This window comes from Jannaschia faecimaris, from assembly GCF_900107415.1.
In the GTDB taxonomy this organism is placed as follows: Bacteria; Pseudomonadota; Alphaproteobacteria; order Rhodobacterales; family Rhodobacteraceae; genus Jannaschia; species Jannaschia faecimaris.
Window position 1 is genome coordinate 128,370 of the sequence record NZ_FNPX01000007.1, and the last position, 22,916, is coordinate 151,285.

Annotated in this window: 19 protein-coding genes; 3 read left to right on the plus strand and 16 right to left on the minus strand. The window is 60.4% G+C overall.

The genetic code is table 11. The features are described from left to right. Positions 1-116: 116 nt before the first annotated feature. Positions 117-398, minus strand: a complete 282-nt coding sequence (locus tag BLV27_RS10115) for a hypothetical protein (protein WP_092645542.1) — start codon at positions 396-398, stop codon at positions 117-119. 385 nt (positions 399-783) lie between these two features. On the opposite strand from BLV27_RS10115, the gene BLV27_RS10120 reads away from it, so the two are divergent. From BLV27_RS10120 to BLV27_RS10130, 3 genes are all read left to right on the plus strand, one after another. Next, positions 784-2,175, plus strand: a complete 1,392-nt coding sequence (locus BLV27_RS10120; RefSeq protein ID WP_170831415.1) for an MFS transporter — start codon at positions 784-786, stop codon at positions 2,173-2,175. A gap of 184 nt (positions 2,176-2,359) precedes the next feature. Further along, positions 2,360-4,009, plus strand: a complete 1,650-nt coding sequence (locus BLV27_RS10125; protein WP_092645546.1) for a PEP-utilizing enzyme — start codon at positions 2,360-2,362, stop codon at positions 4,007-4,009. A gap of 197 nt (positions 4,010-4,206) precedes the next feature. Beyond that, positions 4,207-4,827 (plus strand): PEP/pyruvate-binding domain-containing protein, encoded by a 621-nt coding sequence (locus BLV27_RS10130; RefSeq protein WP_170831416.1) that lies wholly within the window; start codon positions 4,207-4,209, stop codon positions 4,825-4,827. Positions 4,828-5,939: 1,112 nt separating this feature from the next. Here the strand turns inward: BLV27_RS10130 and BLV27_RS10135 are convergent. The 15 genes from BLV27_RS10135 to BLV27_RS10205 all read right to left on the minus strand — a co-directional run bounded on the left by BLV27_RS10135 (position 5,940) and on the right by BLV27_RS10205 (position 22,902). Beyond that, positions 5,940-6,881 carry an ABC transporter permease gene (locus BLV27_RS10135; protein WP_092645550.1) on the minus strand — a complete coding sequence of 314 codons (942 nt, stop codon included), beginning with the start codon at positions 6,879-6,881 and terminating at the stop codon, positions 5,940-5,942. Continuing rightward, the gene (locus BLV27_RS10140) at positions 6,878-7,930 is read right to left on the minus strand and encodes an ABC transporter permease (protein WP_092645552.1); all 1,053 of its coding nucleotides are present in this window, start codon (positions 7,928-7,930) and stop codon (positions 6,878-6,880) included. Before BLV27_RS10140 ends, BLV27_RS10135 begins: the two co-directional genes overlap by 4 nt. After that, a complete protein-coding gene (locus BLV27_RS10145; RefSeq protein ID WP_092645555.1) occupies positions 7,920-9,449 on the minus strand; it encodes an ABC transporter ATP-binding protein in 1,530 nt (509 codons plus the stop codon). Before BLV27_RS10145 ends, BLV27_RS10140 begins: the two co-directional genes overlap by 11 nt. 40 nt (positions 9,450-9,489) lie before the next feature. Continuing rightward, positions 9,490-10,482, minus strand: a complete 993-nt coding sequence (locus tag BLV27_RS10150; protein ID WP_170831417.1) for a BMP family protein — start codon at positions 10,480-10,482, stop codon at positions 9,490-9,492. Between the two features lie 160 nt (positions 10,483-10,642). Next, positions 10,643-11,935 carry an amidohydrolase family protein gene (locus BLV27_RS10155; protein ID WP_092645557.1) on the minus strand — a complete coding sequence of 431 codons (1,293 nt, stop codon included), beginning with the start codon at positions 11,933-11,935 and terminating at the stop codon, positions 10,643-10,645. A 420-nt stretch (positions 11,936-12,355) separates the two neighbouring features. Then, complete coding sequence (locus BLV27_RS10160) at positions 12,356-13,303, minus strand: hypothetical protein (RefSeq protein WP_092645559.1); 948 nt, start codon at positions 13,301-13,303, stop codon at positions 12,356-12,358. Between the two features lie 413 nt (positions 13,304-13,716). Further along, positions 13,717-14,844, minus strand: a complete 1,128-nt coding sequence (locus BLV27_RS10165; protein WP_092645561.1) for a Gfo/Idh/MocA family protein — start codon at positions 14,842-14,844, stop codon at positions 13,717-13,719. After that, positions 14,844-15,899, minus strand: coding sequence for a sugar phosphate isomerase/epimerase family protein (locus BLV27_RS10170; protein ID WP_092645563.1), 1,056 nt, complete (start codon positions 15,897-15,899; stop codon positions 14,844-14,846). The genes BLV27_RS10165 and BLV27_RS10170 overlap by 1 nt, the downstream gene beginning before the upstream one ends. Positions 15,900-15,917: 18 nt before the next feature. After that, positions 15,918-16,997: a LacI family DNA-binding transcriptional regulator gene (locus tag BLV27_RS10175; RefSeq protein ID WP_092645565.1), complete on the minus strand. Its 1,080-nt coding sequence runs from the start codon at positions 16,995-16,997 to the stop codon at positions 15,918-15,920. After that, positions 16,981-18,600 (minus strand): dihydroxyacetone kinase subunit DhaK, encoded by a 1,620-nt coding sequence (locus BLV27_RS10180; protein WP_092645567.1) that lies wholly within the window; start codon positions 18,598-18,600, stop codon positions 16,981-16,983. Before BLV27_RS10180 ends, BLV27_RS10175 begins: the two co-directional genes overlap by 17 nt. Positions 18,601-18,612: 12 nt before the next feature. Further along, positions 18,613-19,605, minus strand: coding sequence for an ABC transporter ATP-binding protein (locus BLV27_RS10185; RefSeq protein WP_092645569.1), 993 nt, complete (start codon positions 19,603-19,605; stop codon positions 18,613-18,615). Further along, positions 19,598-20,692, minus strand: coding sequence for an ABC transporter ATP-binding protein (locus BLV27_RS10190; RefSeq protein ID WP_092645571.1), 1,095 nt, complete (start codon positions 20,690-20,692; stop codon positions 19,598-19,600). The genes BLV27_RS10185 and BLV27_RS10190 overlap by 8 nt, the downstream gene beginning before the upstream one ends. Positions 20,693-20,694: 2 nt before the next feature. Then, on the minus strand, positions 20,695-20,883 hold the full coding sequence (locus BLV27_RS10195; protein ID WP_092645573.1) for a hypothetical protein: 189 nt from the start codon (positions 20,881-20,883) through the stop codon (positions 20,695-20,697). Next, entirely contained in the window at positions 20,880-21,842 is a 963-nt protein-coding gene (locus BLV27_RS10200) for a carbohydrate ABC transporter permease (protein ID WP_092645575.1), read from the minus strand. The genes BLV27_RS10195 and BLV27_RS10200 overlap by 4 nt, the downstream gene beginning before the upstream one ends. 112 nt (positions 21,843-21,954) lie before the next feature. After that, positions 21,955-22,902, minus strand: coding sequence for a carbohydrate ABC transporter permease (locus BLV27_RS10205; protein WP_092645577.1), 948 nt, complete (start codon positions 22,900-22,902; stop codon positions 21,955-21,957). Between the last annotated feature and the right edge of the window lie 14 nt (positions 22,903-22,916).

Consider the following 22,916-nt stretch of genomic DNA (forward strand, 5'->3'; position numbering starts at 1 on the left):
GGGGCGAGCAAATTTGGCTCTTCTCGGCATGTGGGGACCCGTCCCCACACAACCGAAGACTCACCGAATGCGGACAGCAACATGATCGCCGACAGGGGCAGGCCGACATCGTATTGTCATGCGAAAAGCCGAACAAAGACCGCTCCGAACAGAGCTGCATGTGCAGGCGCGTCGCGGTCTTGCTTTGACACGGTCGCGGGGCCGTAATCCTCGGCGGCCTTCTGCGCATTCTCAATGCTACCTTCTTGGACCGCGCGGATGATGGTCAGGCATTCGGCCCGATTCACGATCGGCTCGAACCTGGGCATGATGAAGCTGTTGCAGGGTTTCGCCTGATCGGGATCTGGCGCGTGCTGATCTTGCGTTTCGTGTTGCCCGCGACGGGCAAAGGCGTGCATTCGTCTCGCTCATCGCCCTGGCACACCTTGCCATAAATGGGGGAGTATCGAGTTGGAGCGTGAAAGGACTCGTCCTGGACGTCGAAGGTAACCGACAGCTACCGCTGCCTGGGGCGGCTTCATCCACCGGAGCAGGGTCTGGAGGCTGAGGTCGAGGGATGGCACGAGCATTGAGCCCGGCAGAGCGCTCAGCTTCGCATTGCCACCGTGCCTGCCGTCAGGCCGTTGTGAACGGGCGGAACTCCGCGCGGAACTTTAATGCTGGGGGCTCTCCAATTCCTCACAAGCCAAGTTGCTCTGACAACACCAGATTGGGTCTTGTGCCGAGTACGCCAAACCACTCTCCTGCTGTCCAACAGCGCCAATACAAGGACGAGACAGCGTTTTGAATTCCACAGACGCCACCCTTCGACTGTCCGCTGCCAGTACCGCAGCCTTGCTGATTGCGTCGGCCCAGGCACCGCTGGGGTCCACGCTCATTGCTGTCGCGCTTCCATCCATCGGCCTTGGGATCGGCGCGGATATCGTTCTGATCACGGGCTTGCTTGTAACCGGCTATCTGGTTGTCAACGTTGTTTGCCAAGGTCCGGCGGGGAAGATCAGCGATCTTGTCGGACATTCGCGCGTTCTCTGGACGGGGATCGGGCTGTACGTGATCGGCGCGGTATGCGGTCTGTTGGCACAGGATGTTAGCCTATTGTTCGTGTCACGCTGCGCGATGGCGGCTGCCGGTGCGCTGGTGGTTCCCGCAACGCTTGCGCTCTTGCGGTTGCATGTCCCGCAAGAGGGGCGTGGCCGCATATTTGGCCTGTACGGTGCAACCATGGGAATTGCCGCAGCGGGCGGTCCCGCGCTCGGGGGTGAGATCGTCAGCCTGTTCGGCTGGCGCGCTGTGTTCTTGGCTAATCTGCCGTTTCTCGCGTTGTCTTCTTGCCTTCTCTACTTGTTCCCTCTGCCAGCGAGCCGGATCCCGGCACAACGTTCCATCAGGGGCCTTATCAAAACTCTGGACTTTGCCGGGATGGGGCTGCTGGCTCTGTCGCTGGCATTCCTGATCCTGGCGAGCAAGCTGAATGGCGGGGCGCTCGCCGTCGTTCTTCTTGCCTCTGCCATTGCTGGCGTGAGCTTTGTGGTCTGGGAGTCAAAGGTGACGGCACCGGTCTTTGACCCGCGCCTGTTTTCCCTACCGGCCTTCACCGCGGGGACGATGATGATCGCGTTGCAGAACTTCGCGATGTACGGATTACTTTTTCAGCTGCCACAGTACTTTTCGGTTTTCCGGGGGACTGAGCCGCGCGAAATTGGCTACATGCTTTTCGTCATGATGGTGGGCATGGTTGTTGCTGCGCCGGTGGGCGGACAGCTGACCGACCGGATAGGGGCGCGTCGCACAGCCTTTCTTGGGAGTCTTCTACTCCTTTCTGGCGTGGTTCAGCTCTGGCACCTTGCTTCGTTCGATATCCCAACGGATGCAGTCGTTGCTCTCCTGATGTTCGGCTTGGGAATTGGCCTGTGCAATGCGCCCGCGCAGGCCGCCTCCATGGGCGCAGTGGAGCCGCGTCAGGCGGGCATGGCGGCCGGGGTCAGCTCCACAATGCGCTATCTTGGCGGCATCCTGAGCATACTCGCGCTTGGCATGGTCCTTGGAAGCGATGATGCCGTCAGTGTGGCGCGGCATGTTGTCATGATCAAACTATTCACAAGTGCCATTGTGCTGTCTGCCCTGATGAGCCGCAGATTGCCGGGTGCAGGCATCGCAGGAGCGAGCTCGCACTGACGCGGTCATCAGCGCCTCGATGCCTATTCACCGTGCCTCTCACGCCGATAGGGCCGAAATGCAGTATTGGCTCATCGGGCGTTCGAGCGGATCAAAGCAACTATGACAGTTTTGTGACCTCTGCTAAGGTTAGGTCATTCACCGATGCTGTGTCTGACACAATTCTTTGCAGGGTAGAGAAAACATGAACAAGTCTGTCCAGTCCGCCTTAGAAGAATTTCACCCGCCCGGACCGGGGTCGTGGTCGATCGATGGGGCGCATTTTCCGCGCCCTGTTTCGCGCTTCCAGGCAGAAATTCATCCGCAAGGGATAACAGACGGGTTTCTGGATTGCGCGCGCCGGTATGGGTTGCTTATCAACACACTGGACTACCGCTTTGTGAATGGGTTTGCCTATTCCACAGTCATTCCGGCCCCCGAGACAGAGATTCCAGACCGTTTCGCCGCGGCCGGAAGCGTCTTTCGTGACAGAATTTGGAGAGATGATCTTGAACGTTGGGATCGCGAGGTAAAGCCGGCCTCAATCAAGACGCATCAGGCACTTCTTGCCGTAGATCCTCTGGAATTGTCCGATGATGAACTGGTGACCTATATTGATCGCTGCCGTGAAAACCTGAAACGCATGGTTCAGCAGCATCATACATTCAACCTGGCGGCCATTCTTCCCGTGGGCGATTTCATGGCCCATGTCGGAAGATGGACGACATTACCGATGGGCGATTTTCTTGCGCTGACGCGTGGCTCTGCCCCCGAATCCGCCGGAACATTCCCCGAGATGGATGATCTCGCCGAGGCCATCCGCAACAGCCCGTCTGCGCGCGAGACTCTGAAGTCGGATGAGGGCGGAAAGGCCATCCTCAACCGCCTGTGCGCCGAAGCTGGCACGGTGGGCGATGCGGCCAAAGCGTATCTGGGGGTGGTTGGCAATCGGCTGCTTAACAGTCTCGATACGGGCGAACCGGCAGCGATCGAAGTGCCGGACGCCCTTGTCGCGCGGATCAGGCTGGCAGTCGATCAGTCCGGGAAGTCCGCCAGCACAGTACCAGCCGAGGAAGTATCGCGGCTGCGCGAAGCGATCCCATCCGAACACCGCGATACGTTCGATGACCTGCTTGCCGAGGTCCGTTTGATGTCGCGCCTGCGGGACGAGCGGGGCTTCTATAGTGACGTCTGGGCGGGTGGTGTGATGCGTCGAGCATTGCTTGCTGCCGGCGGGCGGCTGGCGGCGGAAGGCCGGATTGCCGATCCCGCGCATCTAGTGGAAGCGACTTACGAAGAAATTCAGGCGTTGCTTGGCGGGGCAGGGGGGCCAAGTTCTGCCGAACTTCAGGAGCGCGCAACATATCGAAAGACGCACCGCGCCGAGTCCGCTCCTGCCATTCTGGGGGATCCGCCATCCCCGCCGCCGCCGATGGATGGTCTGCCACCCGATATCCTACGGGTCATGACGGGGCTTGGCACTGCCATTCAATCGCTCGCCGCCGGGCCAGAGGCTGTAGAAGATGACACCACGATCATCAAGGGGCTGGGTGCTAGTCCCGGAACCTACAGCGGGACCGCACGCGTGATCGATGGGACGGAGGACCTGAGATGTTTGAAACGCGGCGATGTTCTGGTCGCCGCCGCGACTTCGGATTCCTTCAACATCGTCCTGCCCTTGCTTGGGGCCATCGTTACCAATGCGGGCGGTCTCTTGTCCCACGCGGCCATCGTGGGCCGCGAGTACGGCATTCCTTCCGTCGTGGGGACCCGGAAAGCAACGGCCCTTATCGAGGATGGAATGCAGGTCACCGTGAACGGCACAACCGGCGAAGTGAAGATCAACTCCGAATGAAACCCGTTCCGTTATCTTCGGCCTGCGATGAGCAGGTATTCGGGGGAAAAGCGATACAGCTCGGCGCAGCGATCCGCGCCGGGCTGCCTGTACCGGAAGGCTTCGCGCTCGGCACGGAATTTGTGAATGCCGTCGCATCAGGAGAGTCCGCTGCGCGGTCTGACCTCCAAAGGGCCTGCGCTGCCATACGAGGGCATGTGGCCGTCAGGTCTTCGGCCATCGGCGAGGATTCGGCTGGGGCAAGCTTTGCCGGGCAACATGCGACCGTTCTCAATGTGATCTGCCCGGAGGCTGTGCCGGATGCGGTTCTTGCGGTTTGGGAGTCGGCGCATACGGATTCTGCGAGAGGATATCGCGCGCGCATGGGGGCGGACATGGACATCCGCATGGGTGTTGTCATCCAGAGGCTTGTCGCCGCAGACGCGGCCGGTGTGCTGTTCACCTGCAACCCGGTGACTGGACAGGCCGAGCTTGTCATCGAAGCGGCATGGGGTCTGGGCGAAGCGGTTGTTCAGGGCCTGGTGATCCCGGACTCCTATCGGATGGATCGCGCTGGTAGCTTGCTTGAAAGCCGTCCCGGCTACAAAGATATCATGATCCAGCGCGTGCAGGCGGGCGGCACCCGTAAGGAAACGGTCGCGGCTCACCTTGTCGAGCAAACCTGCTTGGACGCGGAAAAGCTGATGGCGCTCCACGACCTCGCAGCACGATGTGATGCCGTGTTCGGGATGGGCCCCCATGACATCGAATGGGCTTTTGAGCGCGGAGTACTCTACCTTTTGCAATTGCGCCCGGTGACGAAATTGCCAGTCATATGATGGATCGTGTCGAATTTTCAGCAGGCCGCGTCTGGGTCTAGGTCAGGGTATCGAAGGTCGCCATCAAGGCGCGGAAACCGATACCTCCGCCATGGTGCTTCCAGACAAATTCAACCCGGTCTTAATTCAGATTTGAAATGAAGAGTTTGTTTGAAATTATTTTTTGCCAGCCTTCTCGGGCTTCGCCTTCGTGATCACCACCCACCAAAGGTAAAGTCGTGCGCCTTGAGCAGCCTTACTTGAGTGGACCAAGTTGAACGTTGGGTCTTGATTGAACCATGGTTTATCGGGGCGATCACTTCCGTGGCCGGCGGGCGGTAACCAAAGGCACTGTATGATTGTTTGAAATTGTAGAATTTCCAGCAGCTAGCGATGTCGATCCGGGCTGCTCGCAGAGGATGGCAGGCCTCGCCGTTCAGTTTCCCCCTTATCCGGATTGCCAGTCATTTCCGGATGCACTCGGTCAGAAAATTTTAATGTCCCGAAGCCTGACTATCGTCGGTTCGACGATGCACGAAGTCTTACGACCCGTTTGTCATCTACCCGACACCGATGCCGGGGGAGTGCCACTTTCGAGAGTGCCTAGCCTTCGTCCCGCAGCCGGGCAGAAACCCGACGATAGGAGCCGACGACGTCCTCGAAGCGCTCTATCCGCTCCTCCCGAGGTGCGGTTCACCGGAGTACTTCCGATCAGAAAATGGACCCGAGTTTGTCGCCGAGGCAATGCAGGACTGGCTTCGACGACTTGGCACCAAGCCGGCCCGCATCGCGGTACCCCAATCCATTTGTCCCAAACACAACGTAAAACGTCCGTGTTGCAGCGCGGACCGACCTTCGGAGACTCCACGTCTTTCTTATCGGTGCCGGGCGTTCTGGATTGCGCTTTGGCAAGCCAAAGCAACACGTTCTTTGAGCCAACCAACATCTGGAGCCGTGTCGTCGAGCGGGTCAGGCGTGTCGATCACTGCCTAGATCCGGCGTCGCATCGCTAGTCAGATCCCCGAAACAAGTCCCTCCCGGGTAAGCTCCGCAGACCTTGGTGGACGCGGCACAAGTATTGCGCCGGACGGGCCTGCAATTGCGCTGATGATCTTTTCCTTGGCCCGGACCCCTCACCGTTCACCGCGGCGGTATGGCTGCATGAGTGCCTGCGGAACCTTCGCACGTCGTGCCATCACGATGAGGGCGAGGATCGATAGCAGGTACGGCATCATTAGGAACAGCTGGTAGGGGATGCCATCGACCGCGGTCTGCAAGCGCAGCTGGAATGCATCGAAGAACGCAAAGAGCAAGGCACCCAGCAGCGCGCGCCCAGGCCGCCAGAGTGCGAAGACCACCAACGCGATGCAGACCCAGCCGCGCCCCTGCACCATGGTGGGAAAGAAGGAGTTGAAGGCTGCGAGCGTCAAAAACGCGCCTGCCAAACCCATCAATGCGGACCCGACGGCGATCGTTGCGATGCGCAGCAGAATGGGGTCGACGCCTTGCGCGTCCACGGCATGGGGGTTCTCGCCGGTCATGCGGATCGCGAGCCCTAGCGGCGTGCGGTAGAGAATCCAGGCTAGGGCAGCCACCAGAAAAAGTGCCAGATAGGTTGGTGCCGTCTGATTGAAAAGGACGGGCCCCAGGACCGGAAGGTCGGACAGAAAGGGCACCGGTAGTGGGCGAAACGGCTCGATCGTCGGCGGTGAGCTGGCGGTCGGAACCGCGATCCGGAAGATGTAATAGGCGAAGCTCGACGCGAACAGCGTGATACCAAGCCCGGTCACATGCTGGCTGAGGCCCAGCGAAACGGTCAGCAGGGCGTGCAACAGGCCGAAGACCGCCCCGCCCAATGCGGCCGCCGCCATCCCTGCCCAAAGATCTCCTCCGGAATATACGGTCAGCCAGCCGACCATCGCGCCGAACGCCATGATGCCTTCGATCCCGAGGTTCAGAACGCCAACCCGCTCGCAGAGCAGAGCGCCCAATGTGCCGAAGACCAGCGGCGTCGCGATACGCAGCACCGCCTCCCACATGCCGACCGATAGCAGGATGTCGAGGATCACGCTCATCTTCGCACCCGGTATTGCGTCAGGAAGATCGCCACAAGCATCGTCAGGAGTGACATCGCCACGATCACATCGGCGATGTAGGAGGGTACGCCGAGGGCGCGGCTCATCGAGTCAGCCCCCACGAACATGACGGCGGAGAACAGTGCTGCGGCGATCACACCGACCGGGTGTAGATGCGCGAGCATGGCGATAACAATGCCCGCATAGCCGTAGTTCGGCGACAGGTCCGTGGTGACGTAGCCCTTCACGCCCATAACCTCGATGGCACCCGCGAGCCCTGCAAGCCCGCCCGACAAGCAGGCCACCAGCGTCAGCGTCCGTCCGAGCGGCACGCCGGCAAAAGCGGCCGCCCGCGCGTTCAGGCCTGCCGCGCGGGATTGTAGCCCAAAGACCGTGCGCGACTGCAGCCACCAGACAGCCAGTGGCAGCGTGAGCGCAATCAGAAGACCCGCATGAAGGCGCGTGCGGTCGAGGAGTTGTGGCAACTCCGCCGAGGAGGGAACCGGCACCGATTGCGGCCAGCCGAAGGCGAGGGGGTCTTTAAGGGGGCCATCGATCATCATCGACACGAAAAGAACCACCACGAAGTTCAGAAGCAGCGTGGTCACGACTTCGTCCACGCCGAACCGCAGCTTGAGTAAGACAGGGCCGAGGAGGAGGAGCATCCCCGCCAAAGCCCCTGCGATCAGGCAGAACGTGATCGCCAGTGTGGCGGGTGCACCCGCCACGAAGGGGAACAGGCCGAAGGCGGGCACGGCCAGCGCGCCGATATAGAACTGACCCTCGCCACCAATATTCCAGAGCCGCGCGCGGAAGGCGACCGCAGCTGCAAGCCCGGTCAGGATCAATGGCGTCGCGCGGGTCAGCGTCTCGCTCAGGCCGAGGCGAGAGCCGAACGCGCCCTGCAGGATCAATCCGTAGGCGGTGAGCGGGTTGCGCCCTGCAAGCGCGATCAGCCCGCCCGCAATGACGAGCGCGGCCAATACCGCGCCAAGCGGGGCCAGCACGGTCAGCGTGGCAGGCACGCTGTCGCGGCGTTCAAACCGCATGGGGGGTCTCCTCGGCCACGGACCAGTCGCCGGACATCATCAGTCCCAGGGTGCGCGCGTCGGCCTGCTCGGCCGGAATGGGCGGGGAGAGACGACCGCCGACGATGGCGCAGATCCGGTCAGCCAGTGTTATGACCTCGTCCAGATCCTCCGAGATCAGAAGCACACCGGCACCGCGCGCGCGGGCCTCGATCAGGCGGCTATGCACCCCCGCAATGGCACCTTCGTCGAGCCCGCGGCTCGGCTGCGCGGCGACGAGGATGTCAGGCCGTGCTTCAAGTACGCGGCCGAGGATGAGCTTCTGCATGTTTCCCCCGGAGAGCAGTCGTACCCGCCCGTCTACGGTAGCGCCGCGCACGTCGTAATTCTTGATGATCTTCGCGGTTGCGGCCCGGGCGGCATTCCGGCGCAGGATGCCCCGTCGTGAATATTCGGCCGACCATAGCCGTTCGAGAACTGCGTTCTCCCATGTGCTCATGTCCCCCAGGGTCCCTTCGGCGTGCCGGTCTTCGGGCACGCGACCGATCCCGGCTGCGATGGCATGCGGTACGTTGTGCTGTGCGAGCGTCTTGCCGTGCACGAGAAGGTTGCCCCCATCGGGCGCGTAGAGGCCCGAGACGAGCCCCGCAAGCGCCACCTGGCCATTGCCGGATACGCCGATGATGCCCAGCGTCTCGCCCGCGCGGAGAGTGAAATCGACGCCCTTCAGGGCCATGCCCGAAGGGGGCCTCAGATGCACGTCCCGCGCTTCGAGGAGGACGTCGCCGGGTGTTGCGGGTGGACTTTCAGGTCGTTGAACCGCGCGACCCACCATGAGTTCGGCCAGTTCGGCTTTTGATGTGACCTCGGTCGCCCGTTCGGCAACGACGCGCCCGCCGCGCAGCACGACCACCCGGTCCGAGGCCGACATGACCTCGTGCAGCTTGTGACTGATGAAAATGAGCGACAGCCCCCGCGCGGCCATGTCGCGCAAGGTTGCGAAAAGCCGCTCCGCTTCGGGCGCGGTCAGCACTGCGGTCGGTTCGTCCAGGATCAGGATGCGCGCGTCGTTGAAGAGCGCCTTGAGGATTTCGACGCGTTGCCGTTCGCCCACCGACAGGTCGGCGATGACGGCATCCGGATCGACCGGCAGCCCGAAACGATCGGCCAGCGCCGATAGCTTGGCCCGCGCGCCCGCGCGGTCGGAACGCAAGCGCCAGAGTGGCTCGGTCCCCGTCATGATGTTTTCCAGGACGGTCAGGTTCGCCGCCAGCGCGAAATGCTGATGCACCATGCCCACGCCCGCGCGGATCGCTGCCCGCGACCGGCCCGGAGCCAGGGCTATGCCTTCCACGGACACGGTGCCGGCATCGGCCGTGTAATGGCCGAAAAGTATCGACATCAGCGTGGTCTTGCCAGCGCCGTTCTCGCCCAGAAGTGCCAATATCTCACCGCGGTCGACATGCAGCGACACGTCGTCATTGGCGAGCGTGTCGCCGAAGCGCTTGGTGATACCGTCGAGCTCAAGAACCCGCGTCACGCCCGCCCTCCCCTCGGAGGGCGGGCCGCGTCCTGTGGCATCAAGCGGGCTCGTCGAAATTGCGCGGAACCTCGAATTCCCCGGCCTTGATCGCGGCGCGCACCTCTTCCATCTCCGCCACCGCTTCAGTTGGCACCATGTCCGACTGGTAGGAGATGTCGTTGCCGCCATCCTTCATCAGGCTGAGGGGCGTGTAGTTCTGGCCCGTCGGGTTGCCCGCCACCGCGTCGGCAAGCGCGGCTTCGACAAGCGGGCGGAACGACCAGAGGGCGTTAGCGAAGACCGTGCTTGGATAGCGCGGCGTGTAATCGATGAGCGATCCGATGGCCGGAATGCCGCGTTCCTGCGCGGCATCCGCGGTTCCGATCCGTTCGCCGAACAGGATGTCCGCACCTGCATCGATCTGCGCCAGGCCGGCTTCGCGGGCCTTGGGCGGGTCGAAGAACGTACCGATAAAGCTGACGAGATGGGTGGCGTCGGGGTTCGTGCGCTTCACGCCGTCGGCAAAGCCGTTGATCAGCATGTTGACCTCGGGGATCGGGATCGCGCCCACGCTGCCGACGATGCCGCTCTGGGTCATCCGGCCTGCGAGCATGCCGGCGAGATAGGCCGCTTCCCAGTTCCAGGTGCCGAAAACGCCGAAATTGTCGCCCGAGGCTTCACCGGAGGACCCCATGAGGAAGGCGGTGTCGGGATAATCGGCAGCCACGTCGCGCGCCTCGCGCTCTACGGCGTAAGATTCACCGACGATAAGCACGTTTCCGGCCTCCGCGAATTCACGCATCGCGCGCGGGTAATCGGTGCCCGAGACGCCTTCGGAGAAGGTGTATTCAACTACGCCTTCCGCGTCGGCGGCCACCATCGCAGCGTGCAGGACCGAGTTCCAAGCGTTCTCAACAGGCGAAGCGTGGATGCCGGCAAGCTTCACAGGCGCGGATTGCGCGCGCAGAAGGCCCGGTGCGGCAAGCGTCGTTGCGGTCAGCGCGGCACCGGTGCCGAGCAAACGGCGGCGGTTCATCGTGGTGCGGATCATGGAATGTCTCCCTCGTGTTATATCGCGCGTCGGGCCCGGGCACCGACCGCTTCATTGTGACCCAACCGTCCCCCGGATGCCCGTACTGTCAAGGCTTCAGTGCGCAATACATAGGCAACAAAGGCGCGCTGCCGAGAAATTAGGCAGGACTCAATCGCCCTTAAGAGGTGCCTTTCGGCATGTAATCTGCGGGATCGAGGCTGCTCGGTCGACCGTCCATCGACAGGCGCGTTACCTCGGGCGCGGTCTCCGCGATGATCTTGCCGCGCCGGATGACTGCCAGCCGGTTGGGACGTAGGCGGATGGCTTCGGCCGGATCGCGTGCCTGCAACAGGACCATGTCCGCGTAGCAGCCGACCTTCAGCCCATAGTCCTTTAGCCCCATGATCTGCGCGGAATTCACGGTCACCGCGTCATAGAGCGTGCGCTTGTCCACCTGCGACCCCATCTGCGTGGCATGCACGGCCAAATGCGCCACATCCAGAAGGTCGCCGGTTCCCATCGAGTACCACGGGTCCATCACGCAATCCTGGCCGAGCCCGACGATGATGCCCGCCGCGATCAGTTCGGGAATCCGGGTGAGGCCGCGACGCTTGGGGTACGTATCGTGGCGGCCTTGGATCATGATGTTGATCAGCGGGTTCGGAATTGCGGCCATCTTCGCCTCGGCGATCAGCGGCAACAGCTTCGAGACGTAGTAACTGTCCATCGAATGCATGGATGTCAGATGCGATCCCGCAACCCGGCCCTGCAACCCGAAGCGGATTGTCTGCTCGGCCAGGGTCTCGACGTGACGCGAGAGGGGATCGTCGGTCTCGTCACAATGCATGTCCACGCGCAGGCCGCGATCTGCGGCGATCCGGCAGAGCGCTTCGACCGAGGCGCGCCCCGCATCCATCGTACGCTCGAAATGCGGGATGCCGCCCACCACGTCGACGCCCATATCGAGTGCGCGTTTAAGCGCCTCCTCGGCCTCGGGGCAGCGGTAATACCCGTCCTGCGGGAAAGCTACGAGTTGCAGTTCGAGATAGGGGGCTACGATCTCCCGCACCTCCAGGAGCGCCTCGACGGTCACGAGCCGCGGGTCGGAGACATCTACATGGCTGCGCACGGCCATCACGCCCTTCGATATAGCGAGATCGCAATAGCGCAGGGCCCTTTCGATCACGGCCTCTTTCGTCAGTGTCGGGCGCAGCTCGCCCCATAGCGCGATGCCTTCCAGCAATGTCCCAGACTGGTTCATGCGCGGCAGACCGAGCGACAGGGTGGCGTCCATGTGAAAATGCGGATCCACGAATGGCGGACTTAGCAGGTAGCCTTCCGCGTCGATGACCCGCTCAGCCTCTCCCTGCAGCCCCGTTCCGATTTCGACGATCCGGTCCCCCCGGATGCCGATGCCTTGATCCGTTCGGCCATCGGGAAGGCTCGTATTGACGACGAGAAGATCGAACATGTGCTGGTTCCTTCCGACGACAAGCAGGTGAAGGCTCTCACGATCCTCAGGGCGGCACACTATTGCCAACCTCCTGAAACGCAAGGTGCCTTTGGCTGCCTCCATGCCGGAACAAGCAAGGCTACGGCTGCCGACGCCTGTGCTTGGCGCTTGTGCAGGGGTGAAGCGATCGACGCCTGGATTGAAAGAAAGACATCTTCTCCGCAGTTCTGGAACGCCGCTTCTTGCTCTCCCGGTCTGCGTATCTGTTCTGATATAAGCGTTTGCATGGGGCTAAGTGCAGCCGTTCGCTGCGTCAGGCAAAACTGTCTGCTATGCGCCGTATAAGACCCTGCTACCCTGAGCATCGACGTCCGCCAAGCGGACGACGCAGTCATTGCAGTCATTTTGAAATGCTAGGCAAACCTTCGCTGTCTTCACCTATCGCGCTGACAGCCGCTTAGACTCGAGCATGAGCAGCATGAAGCAAAGCGCCGACAACAACTCTCTGATCTCAGGCACATGCAATCCAGAGACGACACCAAACAAAGTGTCGGTTATCTGTTCTTGAAATAGGGTCACTCCTAACATTGCGAGCCCCAAACCGACGCTCGGAAAGGGCAACCCAATGCGGCTTTGATACCAGCGCCAGATCGGCTCAAACCAATAGAGCAACGGCACCACGCAGCCCCAGAAAAAAAAACACAAAATGAAAAGATGATCGAAAATATAGCCAAAAGAGTTGTGGAGATTAGTTTCACCTTGCACATTGATCCGCGCAAGTTGTTCCGGCGTCGAAAAGCCAAACACCCTCTGCCCCCAACTAATTTCCTCCCCGAACATTATAAAGAAAAGGACGGCAAGAAATATATGCATCCTTCTGTAATTCTTGTTGGGCATGCCGCTACTGACGCGTATTGCAATTAACGATGTGGCGAGGAGAATGAGAGCAGACATCCACTCGATTACCCCATCCTCCGCATTGATCAAAGGCAGTGTTTGACGGCCAAAGCCATTGCCAAGTGAGATATAAAGGATTGCTGAAGTCAGGCTACACAGGGCTACCAGCGATGAACAGTTCCAGAGCGTGCGTTGGTGGCGAACGTAAGCCTTGGGGAAAGACGAACCTTCGTGAATGCGGCGTTTAAACCAATCAGATGCTTCGATCCTCGTGACCGCCAAAGAGAGCGCGATCAGAAAAATTGACAATACCAAAAGACTAATGCGGAAGAAAAGAAATAGCTTTAGAGCGGAGCGGCGTATTAGCGGATTATCTGATGTGAGTGCTGTATCCATAATGCCAACAGTAGCCAATCTGTCAGGAGTCAGGGCGAATGAAAGCCCTGCAAGGCACAGCACAACCAGAAGTAAAGCTGAACGACGACTCATTACACACCCCTGAAAGATCAAATTTTAGGTGTCGCTTGACTTTTTTCAAGAATTTAAAATGTCACGCCTATTTGGTGGTTTCGATCTTAGGTAATGGCACATGTTGTTTCAAACCGCCTAGAATTTAATCACGAAAGCCTGATGGTAGGCACCGCACAAAATCGGAGAGTACGAATACCAACGATCTAGACATGCGATTCCGGACTTGCCTGTCGCCCTCGTCCTGACGACTAACAATTGGAGCCTTTATGATCTAATGTGCGCCCGCATCGGGCGTAAGCCGACCTTTACTGCGTCGCGACTGACTGGCTGTTCAGGGCCGTTCAGAGACCCTGCCGACGTTGAGCACGAACGCCTGCTTTCGAACTAAAGCGAACCTTCAAACAATGAGCCGCAAGTGGACGGAATGGAATTTACACTTTCACCCATGCTGCATTCCGCTGGGAGCTCCTGACGCAAGCATCGACAAACTGAACGCCCTTGAGACCATCCGAAATCGTTGGATAGACGATGTCAGGTCCGCGTGGTTGGCCAGCTTGATGCGCTTTGATTGCCAACGCAGCTTCGGTGTAAATGTTTGCAAAGCCTTCCAAGTAACCTTCAGGATGCCCCGGCGGGACACGACTAACCCGCGCGGCTGCGCTACCTGCACCTGCACCGGCTCTTGTGATCAACCGCTTTGGTTCACCAAATGTCGTGTGCCAGAGATAGTTCGGCTCCTCCTGCGCCCATTCTAGTCCGCCTTTCTCTCCGTAGATGCGGATGCGAAGCGCGTTTTCATTGCCGGGGGCCACCTGGCTGGACCAAAGCATCCCCTTTGCGCCACCCTCGAAGCGGAGCATGACATGGGCGTTGTCGTCCACCTGTCGTCCCGGCACAAACGCTTCGAGATCGGCTGCAAGCTCCCTTGCTTCGAGACCGGTTATGAAACAGGCCAGATTGTACGCATGCGTTCCGATATCGCCCGTGGACCCACCCGCGCCAGAGCGAGCAGGGTCCGTGCGCCATTCGGCTTGCTTGATGTCTTGCTGAACCGTCAGCCAGTCCTGTGGGTACTCGGCCTGCACGACGCGGATTGCGCCGATCTCGCCCGCTGCGACCATTTCGCGTGCTTGGCGGACCATCGGATAGCCGGTGTAGTTATGGGTCAGAACAAAAAGCGCGTCAGACGTCTCGGTGGCTTTCACGAGCTTCTTGGCGTCGGCCAGCGTCGACGTCAGAGGCTTGTCACAGATCACATGGATGCCGCGCTTGAGAAACTCGCGGGCGGCCGCGTAGTGGACGTGATTGGGCGTGACGATCGAGACGGCTTCGATTCCGTTCTTGAGACGAGCTTCTCGGATCGCCATCGATTTAAAGTCGTCATAGACGCGCGGCAAACCCAGAGCCTCGCCGCTGGCCCGTGACTTTTCGGGGGTTGAGGACAGCGCACCGGCCACCAGCTCGAAATGATCGTCGATGCGCGATGCAATCCGATGGACGCCACCGATAAAGGCGTCGTTGCCACCGCCCACCATGCCCAGTCTGATACGATCCGCCATTAGTCGATCCCTAACATTTTCTTGTTAGCTGCCTCGTCCGTGCCTCCATCGGCAAAGTCGTCAAAGGCGACTTCGGTTGGCCGGATGATATGGTCGCGCACGAAGGCCGCGCCTTCCCGTGCACCGTCTTCGGGATGTTTGATGGCGCATTCCCATTCCACGACGGCCCAGCCGTCGAAACCGACGGCTGTCAGTTTGGAAAAGATCGCGCCGAAATCGACTTGCCCGTCCCCAAGGGAGCGGAACCGTCCTGCCCGGTCGACCCAACTCTGATAACCCGAATAGACGCCCTGTCTCCCGGTCGGGTTGAACTCGGCATCCTTGACGTGGAACATCCGAATTCGGTCGGCGTAGATGTCGATATTGTCGAGATAATCGAGACATTGCAGCACGTAGTGCGATGGATCGTAGAGCATGCAGGCTCGCGCATGGTTGCCTGTCCGCTCCAGGAACATCTCGTAGGTCGCGCCGTCGTGCAGGTCTTCGCCCGGGTGGATTTCGTAGCAAACATCAACGCCGCAGTCTTCGGCGTGATCGAGGATCGGCTTCCATCGCGCGGCCAATTCGTCAAAGGCAGTCTCGATCAGGCCGGCAGGGCGCTGGGGCCACGGATACACATACGGCCAGGCGAGCGCGCCGGAGAAGGTCGCATGCGCCGTCATCCCCATATTGCGGGATGCCGAAAGCGCCTTTTTTACCTGATCGACGGCCCATGCCTGGCGCGACTTGGGATTGCCGCGGACCTCTTCGGCGGCGAAGCCATCGAACGCCTCGTCATAGGCTGGATGGACAGCAACAAGTTGTCCTTGGAGGTGCGTCGAAAGCTCGGTGACTTCGACGCCATTGGCCGCGGCGACGCCTTTGAACTCGTCGCAATAGTCCTTGCTTTCCGCCGCTTTGGCGAGGTCGATCAGGCGACCATCCCAGCTGGGCACCTGAACACCAACATAGCCGCAATCGGCGGCCCACTTGGTGATCGCGTCCCACGAATTGAAAGGGGCATTATCCCCTGCGAACTGCGCCAGAAATAGCGCGGGCCCTTTGATCGCTTTCATAGCATCCTCCCTAAATGCTCATTTCATGGATGGCAGGTTTTCCCGGATGACGATGTCGATCCTGATGTTTTCCTGGCTCTTGATCACAGGCGTTTTATCGCATTTGGCGCGCAGCACACGCAGAGCGCTCCGTGCGAGGTGACCTGTGTTTTGCGTGATAACGGCGTCAACAACGCCGGCGCGCAACAGAGCGGCCGAGTTCTCGGTCAACTCATGGTCGATCAGAATGGGCCGTTTGGGAAGGCGCGCTGCCGCAATGGCGCGCGCGATCCCCTGCACGCTGGCACCGACCGAATAGATACCGATGGCGTCCGGGTTCTGCTGAAGTGCGCGCAGCGTGACCCTTTCCGTATGCGCCGGGTCTTCCTGGCCTTCTACGCTGGGCAGCGGTTCGAGATGAGGATAATTGGCACCGACAACCTGATCAAAGCCATGGCGGCGCTCGATCATGTCGCGGGATTGCTTGTTGGTAATGACGACGACGACCTTTCCCTTTTGTCCGCCGGCAAAGCGCCCGAGAAGAGTTCCTGCCGTGCGGCCCGCAGCAACGTTGTCGATTCCGACGAAATGGTCGCGGTCGGAATTCGGCTGGTCCGACACGAGCGACACGACCGGAATGCCACGCTTGCGGAGATCGGCGATCGCATCGCGCACCAGCGGCGTTTCCTTGGCCATGATCGCCAGTCCGTCGACCTGCGCGGGATCAAGCTCGGCCAGCGTCGCGGCCAATTGCGTGTGATCATGGTTCGGCACCCGGATCGTTCGCACCTCGGTCCGGTTTTGCGGCGCGCTTACGATGATTTCGGCAATGCCACGTTCGAGGCTGGCCAGAAACTGCCCCTTCCAGTCGGGCAGCACGAAGACAAACCGATAAGTTTTCTGCCGCGCCAGATTGGCCGCCGCCGTGTCACGGACATAGCCAAGCTTGTCGATCGCCTCGTGCACCTTATTGATCGTCACCGAGCGGACGCCCGGGCGATCGTTCAGCACACGGTCCACTGTCGCAAGGCTCACTCCGGCCACACGGGCAATGTCATTGACCGTTGGCTTGGCGACGTCGGTGAGGCGCGGATTGCTCAGTTTAGTCCACCATTTCATTGACGAGCGCTTCAAAGAGAAGCGCTACGGCTTCGGCGCCCGGATCGTTATGCCCCTTGAGGTTTTCCGCAGGCACATAGGCGGCCCTACCGGCCTTCGCCCGGTGAATTGCGGCCGTGCTGTCGGCACCGGTTCGGGCCGCGGCGGCAGCGGCCCCGATGCCGTGTGGAAGCGCATCAAGCGCAGGTGACAGCGCATCGATCATCGTGCGGTCGCCAACGCTTGCGCCGCCCACCTGACTGACCCGGCTCAGGCCGTCGACAAGCGCCTTCTGCACTGAAGCACCATTGGCACAGGCATCGCCGGCGGCATTGAAATAGATCGCGAGGATCACGCCGGAAGAGCCGCCCATGGTCTGGCTGAGCTCGTTGCCAAGCGCCGGGAATAGCTGGGTTAGGTCAGCCAACGGCATACGGTCGAGACTGGATTTGAGAGAGCGCGCCGCGGTGGCCAGAGTGCTGCCGGTATCGCCGTCGCCAGATTTGGCGTCGAGTGCGTTCAGCTGTCCTTCGGCCGAGATCAGGAGACTGGCGACGTTTTCGATGATCGCGCGGGTCCTGGCGTTCTCGGATGGGATCGGCTCGATCGGTGTCAGGCCATCGGGCAGGGCGATGACAGGAGGGTCAACCACCTCCACCATGCCGGGCCATGCGGGCATCGAGACGGGGGCCGAAAGGGCGGCAAGCTCGGCCGCTGTTGCATCCATGATCGAAACCGAGAAGCCGTGCATATCGAGCGATGTCATCAGGGGCGCGGGTCCGATGATCTGTTTGATCAAGCCGGACGCGGTCAGAGCATGAGTGAGAACCGACATTTCAAGCGGCGTCGTCGAGCCGAGGTTGTTCACGATGGCCACCGTGTCGCCACCGGCGTGACTGCGAAGCTTTTCGACGACAGTGCCCATAGCGCTCATCGCGGTCGAGAAATCGACCTGCTCGACGCCGGGTTCGCCATGGATGCCAAGGCCCAGCTCGGCCTTGCCCGCGCCGATGCGGTCTTCTTTCGAAGAGCCTGGGATCGTGCAGGTATCAAGGCTCATGCCTATCGAAGCGACCTTGCCGATTACCGCTTGCGCGGCGGTTGTGACAGCAGTCAGATCCGCCCCGTCTTCGGCCATGGCCCCCGCGATCTTGTGGATAAAGAGCGTTCCCGCCACGCCCCGTGGTTGCGGCAGATGGGGAAGCGCGATGTCGTCGTCCACAACGACCATTTCCACCTTGCGGCCGAGGGCGCGGGCCCTTTCGGCGGCCAGCCCGAAGTTCAACCGGTCGCCGGTATAATTCTTCACGATCAGCAGACAGCCGGCATCCCCGGTCACTGCCAGAATGCCAGCCAGAACCGCCTCGACTGAGGGCGATGCAAAGACCTCTCCGCAAACGGCAGCGGTCAGCATGCCGGAGCCCACAAACCCGGCATGGGAGGGCTCGTGGCCCGAGCCGCCTCCGGAAACCAGGGCCACCTTGGACTTGTCCCAGTTCGAGCGGAGCACAACCTTGATATGCGGATACCCGTCCAGCCGTGAGAGCGCGCCTCCCGAAGCAGCGAGCAGCCCGTCGATGGCTTCGGTAACAAGATCCTCTTTGGCATTTATGAATTGAGCCATGGTGGTTCTCCCTTAGACGACCCGCGCGCCTGAAGCGTCGAAATACAGTGGGCTTTGCGGGTTGATCTTTATTGTTGTGTTAGGCGCGTAGGCCTGATGCGGATCGGTGAGCGTCGTGATCGCGTGGCCCTGCAAGTCGAGATGCAGCCGGGTATGATCGCCAAGATGCTCTGCCCGGATAACGGTTGCTTCGATGCCGTCGCCCTGGCGGATGTTCTCCGGTCGGAGGCCGATTTGCGTGCCCTTGTGATCGCCTGGGAAAAGCGAGACGGGCAGGATGTTGATCCGGGGAAGCCCAAGTCGGCCAGCGACGTAGACGCTGCGCGGGTCCTCGTAGATTTCCTTGGGTGTCCCGTATTGCACGAGCCGACCTTCCTCGAGAACGCCGATATGCGAGGCCATCGTCATGGCCTCGATCTGGTCGTGCGTTACGTATAATAGGGTTGATCCGAGGTCCGCGTGGATGCGTTTCAGCTCGACCCGGAGGTCGGCGCGAAGCTTGGCGTCCAACGAGCTGAGCGGTTCATCCATGAGGTAGATGGATGGATCACGCACCAGCGCGCGGCCAATCGAGACACGCTGCATCTCGCCGCCCGAAAGCTCGGTCGCCTTGTTGCCCAGCTTGTGCGGAATCTGAAGAACCTCGGCTATCTTGTTCACCTTTTCAGTGATCACATCTTCAGGTGTCTTCAGAATCGGCGAGCGAAGGGGGAAGGCGAGATTGTCGCGCACGGTCAGGTGCGGATAGAGCGAGTACTGCTGGAACACCATCGCCACATCGCGCTGCGCCGGCGTATCACCCCCAACGTCGCGCCCTCCAATTTTCACAGTTCCTGAGTCCAGCTTTTCCAATCCAGAGATCAGTCGCAAAGTGGTCGTTTTGCCGGCTCCGGTGGGGCCGAGGAGGACGACGAATGCGCCGTCTTCGATGGTCATCGTGATGTCGTCAACGGCCTGCGTTTTGCCGAAGGCTTTCGAGATGTTGGTCAGCGAAACTTCAGCCATGGAGCACGCCCTCATTCAGTTCTGATTTCAACGCGCGACCCGATTGGCGATCGAAGAGCGTGATCGTGCCCGGGTCGAAGGTGAGCCCAACCGTCTCTCCGGCTTTCGCTGCCTGCTGAGCCGATACGCGGGCCTTCACCTCACCGCCGGCGGTGTTCAGCGTGATGATCTGAGTCGTGCCGAGATATTCGGTTGCCAGGACTTCAGCCCGGAAAGGTGCATCGTCGGAAAGCTCGATATGTTCGGGCCGGACACCAAAGGCCATGTCGCCTTCGAAAGGTTCCCGGATTTGCGGCACGGCAAAGGTATTCTCGTGCATGGCCACATCGCTGGAACCGGCACCAATCTTGCCGTGGAACTTGATAAAGTTCATGGACGGCGACCCGATGAAATCGGCGACGAACATGGTGGCAGGCTTGTCATAGATTTCCTGCGGCGTGCCGAATTGCTCGACCACGGCGTTGTTCATGACCACGATCTTGTCGCCCATCTGCATCGCCTCAAGCTGATCGTGCGTGACGTAGACTGTGGTGGCACCCATGCGGTCATGGAGCGCGCGTAGCTCTTCTGCCATATGCTCGCGGAACTCGGCGTCGAGTGCGCCGAGCGGCTCGTCCATCATGAAGGCCTTGGGCTCGCGGACAATCGCCCGGCCCAGAGCCACGCGCTGACGGTCGCCGCCGGAAAGGCCGCCGACAGGGCGATCGAGGATATCTTCGATGCCAAGTATCTTGGCCACCTCGGCCACCTTGGCCTTGACCGCTGCACGAGGCATGCCCTGGCTGACCAGCGGGTAGCTGATATTCTTCCGCACATTCATATGCGGGTAGAGCGCGAACATCTGGAATACGAAAGCGATGTCGCGCTCGGATGGCGGGCGCTGCGATATCTCTTCTCCGTCGAGAAGGATTTCACCTGACGTCGGAAGCTCCAGCCCCGCGATCATCCGCAGCGTCGTGGTCTTGCCGCAGCCCGAGGGGCCGAGGAGCATGAAGAATTCCCCATCTTCGATGGTGAAAGAGCTCTCGCGGACCGCGGTGAAGTCCCCGAACTGCTTCTTGAGGTTCTTGATGACGATCTGCGCCATGCTTACTCCGGAAAGTGGCTGACGATGATGAACATCACCGTGCCGACCAATGTTGTTATGAACGAATAGGTGAAGGCCCAGATCACGAAGGGCTGCATCAGCATGAACACCCCAACCGCGATGATGACGGTTGCCAGCGCTTCCCAAGGGCCGCGCCGAAAGCGGAAAAAGCCGTCGATGAAGTTGCTCATTTGCGAACCGCTCCGAATGTGATGCCACGCAACAGATGTTTCCGCAGCAGGATGGTGAAGATCATGACCGGCAGGAGAAAGATCGTGACGCCTGCGGCAATGGCGGGCCAGTCAAGGCCGCCGATTCCAATGATAGTGGGAATGAACGGTGGTGCCGTCTGGGCGTTGGCCGTCGTCAGAAGGACTGCAAAGGCATATTCGTTCCATGCAAAGATCAGGCAGAAGATCGCGGTCGATGCGATGCCCGTGGCCGCCTGCGGCAGCACAACTTTGTAAAAGGCTTGAAACCGGGTGTAGCCGTCGATCAGCGCCGCTTCTTCGTATTCCATCGGGATGCCGTCGATGAAACTTTTGAGAAGCCAGACCGCAAGCGAGATGTTCACGCCGGTGTAGAGCAGGATCATACCCAAATGCGTGTCCGACAGTCCCAGGTTCCGGTACATGAGAAAGATCGGGATCGCGACGGCGATGGGCGGCATCATCCGGGTCGACAGGATAAAGAAAAGAAGGTCATCGGCGAACGGTATCTTGAACCGGCTGAATGCATATGCCGCAAGTGTTCCGAGGAATACGCTTAGGAAGGTCGAGCCGAACCCGATGATGACTGAGTTCAGGAAGCGCTCGCCGAATTTCGAAGGACCGACGATGACCATGTCGTATTTGCGCACGATCTCGTCCGCCCAGTTCTCGGGTGGGTTGGCGGCGAGGAACTCCTCGGTCTGGCGCGTCCGGGTCGTAAAGAGGTTCACATAGCCTTCAAGCGTGGGCTGGAAGCCGGCCGCGCTATCGCTGCCGATGATGTATTTCGGCGGATAGCTGATGGCATCGGACGGGCTTTTGAAGCCGGTCAGGCCGATCCAGACCAGCGGGAGCATCGTGATCAGCGCATAGAGTATGACCATCATCCCGGCGAACCATTTTATGCGGTTCGAGGGTTCGGTGACGGAGAAGGAGCTCATTGGTCTTGTTCCCGAAACTTGTGCAAAGTGCCGAGGCCTCGCCCACGGGGGCGGTGCGGACTTGCCCAATGGTGCCCATCGGGCGGTACGGTGATGCGGGGCGCTTGCATGATCAACGCTCCTTCACTTTGTTCAGAGCTTTGACGTAGATGCTGGCCAAGCCGAAGACGGTCACGAAAAGGATGATCGCATAGGCCGATGCATAGCCCGTCCGCCATTTCTCGAACGCTTCTCGCTTGAGGTTGATCGAGGTCAATTCGGTAACGGACCCGGGTCCGCCGCCGGTCAGCTGCACCACGAGGTCGAACATCTTGAAGTTCTCGATCCCGCGGAAAAGGACGGCCAGCATCAGGAAGGGCAGGACCATCGGCACGGTGATTGTGAAGAACTGTCGGAGCTTGGAGGCGCGGTCCACTTCGGCGGCTTCATAGATGTAGTCGGGGATACTTCGGAGCCCGGCCAGACAGATGAGCATCACGAAAGGCGTCCACATCCAGGTATCCACGATCACGATGGACCATGGGGCCAGATCGACGCTGCCGAGCATTTCGAAACTGGAAGGGTCTTTGCCGGTGAAGAAGCTGACGATGTAGTTAAAGAGGCCGATCTGGGGTTGATAGAGGAACTTCCAGAAGTTGCCCACAACTGCCGGCGACAGCATCATCGGAAGTACGATGATCGTCGTCCAGAGGTCGTTGCCTTTGAACTTCTTGTTGATCAGCCAAGCCAGAGTGAACCCGATCAGGACCTGAAAGAAGATCGTCCAGACCAGGAAATGTGCAGTGGCCTGCATGTTCAACCAGATGTCGCTGTCGGTCAGGATCCGCTCGTAGTTGCGCAGACCGATGAACTCGGGCTCGCGGTTCAGCCGGTTGGCGCGGTAGTTCGTAAAGCTCAGGCGGATCGTCCAGATCAACGGAAAGATGTTGATCGCCAAGAGCAGAAAAATGGTGGGGGCGACGAAGATCCAGGCAATGGCCCTGTCGGAAAGCCCCTTGATTTTGCGCGCAACTGGGGCGGGCGTTGCCGATGCAACGCGATCTATTGTCCGGTCAGACATGGGTTTGGCCTGTG